The organism is Amycolatopsis acidicola (assembly GCF_007713735.2).
GTDB lineage: Bacteria > Actinomycetota > Actinomycetes > Mycobacteriales > Pseudonocardiaceae > Amycolatopsis_E > Amycolatopsis_E acidicola.
The window spans coordinates 33,591-45,456 of the sequence record NZ_VMNW02000008.1 but is presented as its reverse complement, the minus strand read 5'-3'; the positions used below and the strand labels follow the sequence as shown (position 1 = coordinate 45,456).

Annotated in this window: 10 protein-coding genes; 3 read left to right on the top strand and 7 right to left on the bottom strand. The window is 65.8% G+C overall.

Features of this window, described 5'->3' with window-relative positions; translation table 11 throughout:
* Nucleotides 1-74: 74 nt before the first annotated feature.
* The gene (locus FPZ12_RS47060; RefSeq protein WP_166462636.1) at nucleotides 75-440 is read right to left on the bottom strand and encodes a WhiB family transcriptional regulator; all 366 of its coding nucleotides are present in this window, start codon (nucleotides 438-440) and stop codon (nucleotides 75-77) included.
* Between the two features lie 196 nt (nucleotides 441-636).
* Nucleotides 637-1,002, bottom strand: coding sequence for an SH3 domain-containing protein (locus FPZ12_RS08085; RefSeq protein WP_166462635.1), 366 nt, complete (start codon nucleotides 1,000-1,002; stop codon nucleotides 637-639).
* A 1,174-nt stretch (nucleotides 1,003-2,176) separates the two neighbouring features.
* On the opposite strand from FPZ12_RS08085, the gene FPZ12_RS08080 reads away from it, so the two are divergent.
* Nucleotides 2,177-4,591, top strand: a complete 2,415-nt coding sequence (locus tag FPZ12_RS08080) for a helix-turn-helix transcriptional regulator (protein WP_144748987.1) — start codon at nucleotides 2,177-2,179, stop codon at nucleotides 4,589-4,591.
* Here the strand turns inward: FPZ12_RS08080 and FPZ12_RS08075 are convergent.
* Nucleotides 4,573-5,784 carry a cytochrome P450 family protein gene (locus FPZ12_RS08075; protein WP_144748988.1) on the bottom strand — a complete coding sequence of 404 codons (1,212 nt, stop codon included), beginning with the start codon at nucleotides 5,782-5,784 and terminating at the stop codon, nucleotides 4,573-4,575. The two genes, FPZ12_RS08080 and FPZ12_RS08075, sit on opposite strands and share 19 nt — an antisense overlap.
* Nucleotides 5,785-6,976: 1,192 nt before the next feature.
* Here FPZ12_RS08075 and FPZ12_RS47055 point away from each other — a divergent pair.
* Together FPZ12_RS47055 and FPZ12_RS47050 are read left to right on the top strand one after the other, a co-directional pair.
* Nucleotides 6,977-7,510 (top strand): DUF6545 domain-containing protein, encoded by a 534-nt coding sequence (locus FPZ12_RS47055; RefSeq protein ID WP_424923579.1) that lies wholly within the window; start codon nucleotides 6,977-6,979, stop codon nucleotides 7,508-7,510.
* A 1,122-nt stretch (nucleotides 7,511-8,632) separates the two neighbouring features.
* Complete coding sequence (locus FPZ12_RS47050) at nucleotides 8,633-8,782, top strand: hypothetical protein (protein WP_424923577.1); 150 nt, start codon at nucleotides 8,633-8,635, stop codon at nucleotides 8,780-8,782.
* Nucleotides 8,783-8,896: 114 nt separating this feature from the next.
* Here the strand turns inward: FPZ12_RS47050 and FPZ12_RS08065 are convergent, their stop codons facing one another.
* From FPZ12_RS08065 to FPZ12_RS08050, 4 genes are read right to left on the bottom strand one after another with little or no spacing between them, the layout of a single operon-like run.
* On the bottom strand, nucleotides 8,897-9,970 hold the full coding sequence (locus tag FPZ12_RS08065) for a 3-oxoacyl-[acyl-carrier-protein] synthase III C-terminal domain-containing protein (protein ID WP_144748990.1): 1,074 nt from the start codon (nucleotides 9,968-9,970) through the stop codon (nucleotides 8,897-8,899).
* Nucleotides 9,957-10,151: a hypothetical protein gene (locus tag FPZ12_RS08060; protein WP_144748991.1), complete on the bottom strand. Its 195-nt coding sequence runs from the start codon at nucleotides 10,149-10,151 to the stop codon at nucleotides 9,957-9,959. The genes FPZ12_RS08065 and FPZ12_RS08060 overlap by 14 nt, the downstream gene beginning before the upstream one ends.
* 17 nt (nucleotides 10,152-10,168) lie before the next feature.
* Nucleotides 10,169-10,666: a cupin domain-containing protein gene (locus FPZ12_RS08055; protein WP_144748992.1), complete on the bottom strand. Its 498-nt coding sequence runs from the start codon at nucleotides 10,664-10,666 to the stop codon at nucleotides 10,169-10,171.
* Complete coding sequence (locus FPZ12_RS08050) at nucleotides 10,663-11,745, bottom strand: hypothetical protein (RefSeq protein WP_144748993.1); 1,083 nt, start codon at nucleotides 11,743-11,745, stop codon at nucleotides 10,663-10,665. The genes FPZ12_RS08055 and FPZ12_RS08050 overlap by 4 nt, the downstream gene beginning before the upstream one ends.
* Between the last annotated feature and the right edge of the window lie 121 nt (nucleotides 11,746-11,866).

Here is an 11,866-nt window from a genome sequence, read left to right as displayed (position 1 = left end):
CCTCGGTGACGGCGGTGCGTACCGGGTAACTACCGGAAACAGCAAGGCGCCGTGATCCGGCCGACAGTGAGCGACTACGTTCGTCCTTCCTGACGCCGCCTTCTCCGTCGTTCGTGGATTCGGTGGGCTTGGCGGCAGGCGTCGCAGGGGCAGCGGTGTTTGGCGTAGCGGGTGTTGGTTCCGTGCGGGGGCAGGATGCGGGGCGCGGGCAGGCCTTCGCTCATCGCGACGAGCTCGCGGTCGATCGCGTCCGCGCCGCCCCAGATGCCCCAAGGTTCGCGGTTCCGCAGGGCTTCTCGAAGGCATGGTTCACGCACGGAACACGATGAGCACAGAGTTCGGCACTCCACGGCCTCGTCCGGTGATGGCTCGATGAAGTCCAGATCGACACGTCCGCGGCAAGCGGCAGCGCGTCGCCAGTTCGGGCGGTTGTCTTGCACGAGGACCTCCCGGCGCAGGGCGCAGTCGTGACGGGGAGGTCGGGGTGGTGACTGGTTGTGTGGCAGGAGCCGGCCAAGGTGATGGCTGGCTCCTGCCGCGGTAATTCTCGGGGTGAGCAGCCTGCGGGGCCTGCTGGCGTCGTTGCGCACGCTGCGAATTTCCCTTAATTGGTAAGGTTTTTGCGGCTCGCCTGGTTCAGCGGCAGACTCCTGGGCTGGTGGCGTTGCCGACGTAGTCGGCTCGCATGTAGCCGGTGGGGCCGTCGATGATCCGCAGTTTCCACCAGCCGGGGTACTCGTACGGAGTTGCCCAGCAGATCAGGCTGACCTGCTGGCCGTAGTTGTAGCTGCCCAGGATCGAGAAGTTGGTTCCAGGACCGCTGCGGAGCCGGACATTGCCGCCGGCGACGTAGGCTTGCCCTGGCCGCAGCGCGCACGCCGCGGTGTGGGTGCCCTCGGTCTCCGTGTGCGATGTCGTCGTCGCGAATGCGGGGGTTGCCGCGCCGAGGATCGCTGACGCAGCAACGACTGTGGTGAGCGCTGCCTTTTTGGGTTTGGTCAATGACATGGTTCTCCTCAAGCTGTTTCTCTTTGAGGAGGGCGAACTCTGGGCTGCGGTGTGCAGTTATTCTTCTGGTGGCGTGCAAAGCGGTTCGTGGTCGGATCCGGTCACGTAGTCGGCGCTGACGTAGCCGGTGAGCCGGACGCTGTCTGACGTCATCGCGGTGACCTTCCACCAGCTCGGTTCGGCGATGTCGAGTTTCTGGTGCCACCAGTCCGGCGGGGGCGCAGGACTGAGGCAGCGAGGAGTGACACTCTGTCCACATTGGAGCAGTGCGAAAACGGGCGCGTTGGTGTTCGGCAGCTGGCGCATGCGAACGCCATAGCCGGTGATGTACGCGTCGTCGCCTTTGTGCTGGCACGTTGTCGCGGCAACGGCTGTTCCGGTGGGTGCGAGGGAAGGTATAGGCGTCACCGGAGCGAGCAAGCTCAACGCGATACAGGCTGGGCCGATCATGTGCATATGCCTGAGTAGGCGAGGGTGCTGAACATGCTGTCCTCCCAAGGGATGCCGTGCGCTGGATCGCCTGGGGAGGTGCGCGTCGGTGCAGGCCGACGCTACAGATCCGTTGTGGCCGAGGAAAAGAAACCGGCCGACGCGCTCCACAGTAGATGGCTGCGCATGGATGTCAAGCTTGGCCAACATTTACACGCATGTCGAAGTGTGAGGCGTGTTTCCGATCGCCTCGGTAAGCCGTTCAGTCGGTACCTGGGGATGCCGCTTGAACAAGATGGCAAGGACGTCCCAGCGGCCGCGGTCGAGGCTGACGCGAGTTCGCTCCGCGTCAGCGGCTGCGAATGGGCGGGCCGGCCGCGCGCGACGCAAGGGTAGCGGGCGAAGATGCTCCGGGATCGATCTTGACAATGGTTGGCGTTGACGTCATACAGCGTCAGGCGGTCTGTGGTGGCGGCCGAGATCTCGGTGTCCGGTTTGTTCGCATGTCGGCCGAAAGGTCTGCTTGAGCGGGCGAGACGTTTTGCTCCAGGCGAGTGATCCATTTCCCGTAGCGTAAGAATGTATGCCGTTTTGGTTCGCCGGGCGCCGCAGGGGCGTTAGCATCCCACGAGATCGACTGAATGGTAGCTGCCAAGCCACGGGTCGTGAGCGCCGCTGACGGAGCTCCGCGATTCCGACTCGTGCCTTGGTGCCAGTGTCGACTGGGGGAGAGGGTGTTGTGGAGTTCGCGGATCGGCAGGCGCTCGTCGCTGCCGAGCTGAACGTGTTCGTCGGCCGTGAGTCGCTGTTGGCGGACGGTGCCAGGTTGATCCAAGCCGCGAGGCTGGTGACGCTGTATGGGGTCGGGGGTGTGGGGAAGACCCGGATCGCGACCAGGCTGGCTGCCGATGTCGGCCGGGCCTTCGAGTCGGGTGTGTGCCTGGTGGACCTGACCGCGGTCACCGAGGCCGATGCGCTGGCCGGGCAGCTGACCGCAGCGTTGGGCATCCTTGACAACTCCCGGGAACCGGGCGAGGCCCGGTTGATACAACACTTGCGGGACAAGGAAATTCTGCTCGTTCTGGACAATTGTGAGCATTTGCTTCGGCCGGTGCAGGAGCTGCTCAGGGTCCTGCTGCTCACGTCGGAGAAGCTTCGTGTTCTGGTCACCAGCCGGGTCAAGCTTCGGATCGAGGGCGAGCGCCCGCTGGAAGTGCCCCCGCTGACGACCGACGAGGCGATGGCGCTGTTGTCGGATCGTGGCCGGGCAGTGAACGGAGAGTGGGAACGGGCCTTGTCCGAGACCGGCGCGCTGCCTCCGCAGGACGCGCACGCGGCGTGCACGGTATGCGAGTTGCTCGAAGGTATTCCGCTGTCGATCGAGCTGGCTGCCGGGCGTCTGGATGCGACCACGATTCAGGAGATCGTCGAGCACATCACCAGGCAGGGGCGGCCCGCGGCGGCCTGGTCGTCGAACGGTGCAAGGGCCAGCAGTGGTGGTCACTCCCGGCTCGCGGCGGGAGATCGGCTCAGTCTGCTTGTCGACGGGCCGGAGTTCGAGCAACGTCATCACCACAGTCTGCAGGCCACCATGGACTGGTCCTTCGGCCTGCTGCCACAGGATGAGCGCCGGTTGTGGGCACTGAGCTGGGTGTTCGTCAGAGGGTTCGACCTCAGTGCCGCTGAGGCCGTGTGTACCCGGTTCGGCTTGGAGCAAAGCAAGATCCTGCGTCTGCTGGCGAACCTCGTGCGTCATTCGGTTCTCACCACCGAGACGCACCACGGGCGCACGCGGTACCGCATGCTGGAGAGCCTTCGTGAGTACGGCGTCCAGCACTTGTCCGACGACGACCTGAGCGAGCTGGAGCAGGCCCACGCCGACTATTTCGCCGGACTTCTGCAGCGTGCCGCGGATACCTGGTACGGCCCGGACGAGACCGTCTGGATGGCGTGCCTCGACAGCGAGAGCCCCAACTTCCGTGCCGCGATGGACTTCCTGCTCGGCGATCCCGGGCAGGCTCCTCGGGCGCTGGAGTTGGCAATCAACGCCGTGCGCAGCCGGTTCCAGATCTTCAACGGCAAGATCAACGAAGCGCGCAGGTGGCTGAACTACGCCCTGGATGAGCAGCCTGAGGCGCACACCGAACTCGAGGTCGCGGGCCTGAGTCTGCTGGCGTACCTCAGTTTGATCCAGGGGGACATCGACGACGCGCGCCCGGCATTGCGGCGCGCGGAATCGGTCGCGCGAGCGCTGGGTATTGCCGAGGAGAGCGGATCGTTAATTCTCGCGCAGGCTGCGGAGCGGTGGCTCGCCAATTCGGCCCGGTCCGTTGCGCGGTCAGCGGTGGCCATGTTCGGCCGTGCGGAAGAGTTGTTCCTTGCGGCCGGATGCCGGGGTGACGCCAACATGGCGTTGATGTTTCAGAGCATGGCGGCCGGTTTCGTCGGAGATCGGACGGCGGCCCTGGGGCCGTGCGCGCGGCTGCTGGCTGAGGCTGAAGCACGCGGTGCACGGTGGGCGGTTTCGTGGGCACTGTGGGACTCGGCGTTGGTCGAACTCGTGCATGGCGACGCGGTGGACGCGGCCCGGCTCGTCCAGCGTTCGCTGCGGATGCAACGGGAAATGGGTGATACCTGGGGGCCGGCCTGGGGGCTATGGTTGGCCGCCGTGATTGCCGCCGTTTTGGACAATCACGACCTCGCGGCGCAGTTGTTCGGTGGCGCGGACGAGCGGCAGCGAATCACCAAGGTGACGGTGTACCAACTGCTGCCTTATTTGCAGCTTGAGCAGCGATACAAACTGGCCGGTGAGCGCGAGCTGGGTGCGGTGGAGTACGACGTGAAAGTCTCGGTGGGGCGGGCCTTGCGTTATGACCAGGTTTTCGACCTCGCCCTGGGGCCCTTGGCTCCCGATCGGGAGCAGGCGAGGAAATTCGTGCCGCCCGGCGGGTTGACGCCGCGGGAATTCGACGTCGCCGCACACGTGGCGAAAGGCATGACGAGCCGGCAGATCGCCGCCGAGCTGGGGATCTCCTATCGCACGGTCGAAACCCATCTGCAGAACATCATGCCCAAGCTCGGTTTCTCCAACCGAATCGAGGTCGCGGCCTGGCATGCCGGGCTGCCGTCGGCGGGTCAGGACTCGGAGAGCTGAACCCAGAGTGCCCGGTGGCCGTTCATGATCGCGCTCTGCTGCCGGCGGGGCGCGCCGAACTCGGTGACGAGCCGTGCGCGCGGGAACCGGGAGGTGAGATGGCTCAAGCTCACCTCTGCTTCCAGCCGTCCCAGCGGAGCGCCCAGGCAGTAGTGGATGCCGTGGCCAAAACTCAGATGGCTGCGTGCATCCCTGGTCATATTTAGTTGGTCGGGTCGGCTGAACTGGTCAGGATCCCGGTTCGCTGACAGCAGGGAGACCATGACGATCTCCCCGGCCGGGATCTCCACGCCGCCGTAGATCACCGGCTCCGTCGTCACGCGGTGCGTCGCAAAGCCCACCGGGGAGTCGTATCGCAGAAGTTCTTCGACGGCAGCCGGGATCAGGTCCGGATCGCTCGTTAGGCGGCACCACTGTCCGGGGGTTTGCAGCAGAGCACGAGCCAGGTTGCCGATCATGTTCGTGGAGGTTTCGTGACCGGCGACGAACAGCAGGAACACGGTCCCGATCAACTCCGCAAAGGTGAGCTGATCGCCGTTGCCGTCGCTGGCGGCAAGAGCCGAAAGCAGGTCATCGCCTGGATTCTGGCGCTTGGCCCGGATCAGATCAGTGAAGTAGCGTTCCATGGCCCGTGACGCGGGCACGGTCACGTCCGGGTCGTCTTTCATCAGCGCCGCGGTCCAGCCGCGAAACGGTCGGCGGTCGGTAGCGGGCACCCCCAACAGCTCGCAGATCACCGTCAGCGGCAGCGGGAATGCGTAGTGCTCGAGCAAGTCGACGGGCCGACCGGCCGGTAAGGCGTCGAGCAGCTCGTTGCTGATCCGCTCCACACGTGGCCTCAGTGTCTCGACCCGGCGCCGGGTGAACTGGCTGGCCACCAGCGATCGCAACCGCGCGTGTGCGGGATCGTCGGCGAACAGCATGTGCGGGTTGAACATCGTGCTCAACGCCGTCTCGCCGCCGAGCGCGGCGCGCTGTTGTCGCATGACGGCGCCGAGTCGACCGGCGTCCTTGCTCAACCGCTGATCCGTCAGGGCGGCCTGGGCGTCGGCGTAGCGCACGATCACCCACACTCGGATACCGTCCGCGAGGCGAGCTTGATGCACCGCTGCCTGCTCGCGTAATGCGGATAAAACTGTAGTTTCGTTGTCCCAGTAGTGCTCGCTGAATACTGTCACGTTTTCCGGATTCATCTCCGGTGGCCTCCCCAGGCGACTCCGCCCGCCCCATTCGTGGGCCGGATATCGGTACTGATGAGCATCAGCGTTCTTTCGTTGGTGCGCTATGGAGAAATTCACGTACTCCGGCCCGAACGCCTACGTAGGTGTTCGGGAAGTTCTACGTACTTCGGATGGCGGAGCATTCCAGAGTGGCCACTTCACCTGCGATTTCCGTTTCGGTAGCAGGCTTGAGAGAGGGGCTCCCGTGGTGACGCGGCGGAGGCCTGTCGACACATCTCGTGCACTCAGCCGACGAAGAAAAGAGTGTTGTGCATCATCTGTGAATCGACCCTACGTGTTCGTTCGGTGGAGAGATACGCAGTTCTGCGTACCCCAGACGGGGAGCAAATTCGGAAAATCGCGGGAAACGCGCTACCTGACGTGGTGGTGTGCGACATAGTCGTACTGCAGATGGGTTTGACTTGCCGTGCATGGGGAGCGAGGACAAGTTTTGTTTGGTCACATCGTCAATGAGGAGGCGTCCCGCCGGAGTGTGGCGCAGCGCGAGGCGGGAGGGCGCAGTCCGAACGGGCAGCGGCCACTCCCGCAGATGCGGTTTCGGCTCGGTGCACGGCTATCGTCTGGTCGCATCGTCGGCCCCGCTGACCAGGCCGTGAATCTCATTCCCGGCGACGCCGGGTTGAGGTGACGGGCATGCCGCGTGGCAGGGCAGACTTCGTCTCCCGGTGCGAGGAACTCGTGGGCTCGTTGCCGATCAGGAGGCCGTTCGAGCTGACCTCATTCCTCGCGGAACTGGGTGACCAACGCGGGGTGCCGGTGACGCTCTGGCGGATGAACGCGTCGCCGGCTTTGCCGAACGGGCTGCTGGTGTCGACGGCCGAGTGCGATCGGCTGTTCGTGGCACGCGGCACTCCCGACATGCACGTTCGGCACATCACCTTTCACCTACTGGGGCACCTGCTCCTCGGGCACGAACAGCAGCGTGGATACGGGCAAGGCTGCACCGGTCGGCAGGAAGAACATGAGGCCGAGTCGCTCGCCTACCAGCTGGCGGCACAGGTACGCCGAACACACCGTCGAACCAGATGGATGAGGCTCGGTCGTGGGTGGGATCCGGTACCTCGCGTTGTGCCCGTTTGTAGCTGACACCAAGGAATATGGGAGTGTGACGGCGTTGCCGGTGTTCGACGCGTACATCTCAGGGATGGCCCAGTTGCCTGTGGAAGCAGTGCTCGAATTACTTGGCCTGGTTGCCATTTCATGGTCAATCGTGCTCGCATTGGCCCGGTGGGTTCGGAGCGTGCATCGGCGTCGGCAGGCTGTGGACATTGCTCGTCTTGCCGGGGTACTCAGGACCTCGGACGTTACTTCCCCGCCATCGAGCGACGATGAGCCCGCGCTGTATCGCCAGATGGTGGAGATCTGCGATGTGTTCTTGACGGTGAGGCCCTACATCCGGTCGAGTGTCAGGGCGTTCGCGGTCGCGACCAGTCGCCGGCATCGCGTGCTGCCGTGGAGGAGGGAGCGTATTGCGGCAGCTGCGGAGATGCGTGTGGCTCTGGACGATTACTGCAGAGGTCGGCGGCCGGTCGCGGTCGAGGAGATCGCTCCGGAGCCGGAGCGCCAGGAGATCGTGGTCGACGAAGTGCGGGAAATAGCGTGGCTGGCAGGTGTTTCGCGGGCGTGGCATGCGCCGGTGACCGACGAGATCGTTCGCCTCGCTGATGAGGAGGCCTGAGGATGATGTGTGGTGTTGAGATTTTTTCCTTGCATTCCAACGGATCCGGTCACGTCGATGTTGGCGTTCGAGACGAGCACGATCCGCTGAGCCCTGTGCGGGGGTGTACGAAGTGGGGGAACGATGGTCCGAACTCAGTGTGCCGGTGACAAGTTCCTCGGTGATCGTCCAGGCATCGCAGTCGTGACGCCCCTGGCGATACGCGTGTTGGCGTCGGATGAGTCCGAGCTGTACCGCGGCGTCGCGTGCTCGGCGCACGCTCTTCGGGTCCAGACAAGCCTGTTCTGCCCAGGCGCGGACAGAGATCGATCCGTCGTTGGTCGCGATAGCGTCCGCAAGCGCTTCCAACGCGGCCAGCAGCGTCGTCGGTCGGATGTTGTTGGGAAGCCTCGGATTCTGAGTGATGAGGGTCCGGGCGTGGGTCAGGAGCATTTCGTGGACAGCGTGCGGTTTCCCGTTTGTGCGAGGGGCGGTGGGGTGTGGCGGGTGATGGATCCGTCGGCGTCGTGGTCTTTCGCGGTCTGCTTCCGCGAGGGCTACGTCCCATCGTTCGTTGCGCCAGCGATCGCGACCTAGGAACTCGGCCTGCGGCGGTGACGCGTCCTGGAATCGCTTCCACGCCTCGTCTTCGGTGAGGTGGTCTTCGGCTGCGACGATTGTTGTTGCCGGAGCCCAGAACCATCTGCGCCAGGAGTACGGGCCGATTTCGCGAGCTTTGGTGCCACGGAGGTTGACCATGCTCCAGGTCTCGTCTGCCGTCCAGCCTGCCCGTGCGCAAGCCAGCGCGTCGCCGAACTCGCGCTCGGACCGGCTGGCCTGGTGTGGAGTTGGTGCCGCGCGGTTTTGTCGGCGGCGCGGGTAGCGGAACCTCCTGGCCTGCACGGGATCGGATGCTGGCAGGTCTTGTGGCGTCAGGGTGCCGTCGAGGACGCGTCCGCGCAGGCCGTGACGATGCGGCGCATCGAGCAGCCGAAGAGTTTTTCTTGCGGTGGCGGAAACGCCGTGGTGCTGGGCGGTGATGCTGACCAGCGACCGGAACTCGCTGGCTAGCTGCGGCGGAATGAGGCCGATGACGTGGTAGTGCCCGGGGCGGCCGGAACGTCGGCGACACCAGGGAAGGCCGTGGGCGTCGAGCCACGTGACGAGGTCATCGCTGGCCGCGCGGCCGAAGCGGGGTTCTGCGCCGGTGTCGGCCGGGTCGATGTCGACGCCGATAGCGTTGGCGCGCAACGTACCGACGATGCTGACGGCGTCGGTCTGGTCGAGCAGTAGTGATGCTTCGGTGTGCGTGTGGGCGGTGGTGACGCGACGGTTGTCTCGTCCAATAAGGACGAACGGTGCCGTGTACAGGGCTCTGTCGAGCTCGGAGAGGTCGTTCATGTCGCATCACGGTCGCCACGGCCAGCGCAGCGGCAGGGTGTGTTTTCGCATGGCTGCGGGGACTGTCTCGATCTGGAGGATGGCTGCGGTCCAGGTCATTCCGATCCCGATTCCCACGAGTGCGACGAGGTCGCCGGGTTCGACGGCCTGTTGAGCGAACAGGTGGGTGAGTCCGATGAGCTGGTCGTTCGGGCCGATGTGGCCCCACTGGTCTCCGGCCGCCTGAAGAGTGCGTTCGACCGGCAGGTCGAGCGGGGCGAGGCATTGATTGTGGAGCATGCGGCGGCCGTAGTGGGGCAGGAGCACCCAGTCCAGCGCGCTGATCGGGAGGTCGACGTCGGCGAGCACCTGGCGCATTACTTGGGTGATGCCGGCTGTGCTCCGCTGTGTGACCGATGCGGCGCCGACTGCGGCCAGGTATTGCTGCTTGCGCAGGCGGACGCTTTCGATGCCGAGTTCGGTTGCGCCGGCGGGAACGAAGCGTGCGTGTCCGCGGTGGAGTTCTTCGAGTGTCGGGTCCGTCCACGAGGTGGTGGCCAGGACGCGGGCGAGGCCGGGGCTGTGGCCGAGGATGAGTGCGGATCCTCCGTCGCCGTAGGCGATTCCGTGGTCGGCGGTGAGGTGGTCGAAGGCGGGTGCTCCGAAGGTTTCGCCGCCGGTGAGGATGATGGTGGCTGTTTCGGGGCTGCCGGAGAGGATGCGGGAGGACAGGTCGAGTGCGCCGACGAGGGAGTTGCTCATGGCGTTGATCTCGGTCGAGATTCCTGGCCCGGCGGGGACGCCGAGGCGGGAGCGGACGTAGGCGGCGCAGGACCAGAAGTCGATCCCTCGGGAGCCGCGCCAGATCGCGGAGTGGAAGTGCAAGCCGAGGACCGGGAGCGGCCCGTCGGTGGTCATGGTGACGCTGTCGAGCGCGTTGCGGGCTGCCTGCACGGCGAGGTCCATGCTCGTGCGGCCGCGGGCGAGGGAGATCGCGCGTTGGCGGGTGCCGCCGGGGTCGGACGCGGGGAGGTCGGTGAGCGCGACGATGTCGCCGAGCGCCGCGCCGACTCCGCGGATGTGCACATCAGTCCAGCGCATCGTGGCTCCTGAGGTTGAGGGAGGCCTGGCGTGCGGCGTCGGGCGATGTGTAGTAGCTGCGCAGGTGATGGAGTTTGATGCCCGCGCACGCGGCGATCTCGTCCATGGACGGCGTGCGGGGGCAACGGATCTGTTGTGAATGAAGCAAATCGCGGGTGACCGCGAGGATGATGTGTTGCATGTGGACTCCGGTGATGGTCAGCGAGGCCGTCTGACGCCGCTGGCGCGGCGGCCGATGATGCGGCGCACGTGCTCGTCTCGGAGCTGTTCGATCAGCGCCGAGGAGTGATCACCCAAGGCCGGCAGGAAGTCCCGGTCGTCGAAGAAGCCGGGGTCCGTGTGGATCGTCAAGACCAGCAGCGAGGCGTTGCGGCTGAGGTTGACGATGCGGTAGCCGACGCCGGGCGGGACGTAGGTCATGTCGCCGGGTTTCGGGAAGGCGAGGGTTGCCGGCTCGCCGGAGAGCACCGCCGCGTACCCGCTGATCGTGGCGAGGATGATTTCGCTGCCGGGGTGCCGTTGCGGGGTCGTCGTTTTCCCGCCGGGCAGGTGCAGCCGACCCGCGGACAGTCTCTCGGTGGGGACGTCCGGGTGGGCGATGATCGCGGTCTCGCTGTCTCCGGCTTCGTGCAGCGTGGTGTTGGCGCCGAAGGCTTGTCGGTGCACGGCGTGGTCGAGGTCGGCCATGTCGATCACAGGTCCCGGCGTGCGAGGGAACGGGCGAGACTCGTGTTCGCTGCGGCGGCTTCAGGCGAGCGACGCCCGTGCCCGCAGGCCGCTGCGACGCCCAGTGCGGGCCTGTCGAGCGCGGTCTCGACGAGTTCGAGTGCCCGGCGTGAGTCCTCGGGCTGGGTTTCCTCGACGACACCGGCGATGACCTGGATCGACCTGCGCAGGTGTGCCAGCGGGCGATGGAACCGCCGGTCGGTTGAGGGGCCGGTCGTGCCGGAGCACATCGGCAGGTGAATTCGGGGCATCGCGCGATCGGACTTCAGGAGCCGCCGATCCAGGGCGTTGAGGAACAGCACGGCGGGGATCAGGTCGACGGTCTTGACGAGCGGTTTGTGCCCGAGATCGCCGTAGCAGAGATGGATGATCCAGCGGACGTCGCTCGGTGCTGCGAGGATCATCGCCTCGACCTGGCGGGCGAGGCTCACGGCGAGGACGTGCCAGAGCTGGCGCGGGGTGCGGTCGAACATGATGAGCACGGCGGGGGTTTCGAGCTGGAACACGACCTCGTCCGGCCAGCGGGTGTGGATGGCGGTGACGTCGCGGATGAGAGCGTCCCGGAACACCGGCAGATGGGGCAGGACCCGGCGTGGTGCGCCGAAACAGAAGTAGGCGAGGTCGAGCGCATTGGGAATCGAGACCTGCTGCGGCGGCAGCTCAGAGGCGCTGTCCAGGTGTGCTCGCGCGTCCATCGCGGGAGCGATTTCCTCGATGCGGTTGAGCGTGATGTCCTCGGGTACGAGCCGGTGCCCGTCGGCGACGGCGTAGGCCGGAAGTGTCTCGTAGCTGGCCGTGGTGCCTTCGCGCACGGTCCGCAGGGCCGGGTTGGTCGAGAGGCTCTCGAACCAGTCGATGATCCAGTTGGAGTCGCGGTCGCACGGCAGCGTGAGCAGTTCGTGCCCGTCGGCGTGGTCGAGGAACCACTGCATCGTCGCCTGCTCGCTGTGGGTGAGGCTGGGCGGCAGAGAGCCGACGAAGTGCAACGCCCGCTGCGGTGCAGGGTCGCGGCGGGTGGCCGTGGGGTGTGGCAGGACTTTGTTGTTCATGATCTCCCCTTTTGCTGGTTGATGCGCGCGCTCGGCGGCGGGGGAGGAACGCGGGCCGGCGCGAGGTCTGGGGCTTGGCCGTGGCCCGCCCTTCGGAGCGGTAAAGGACGGACCACGGCTC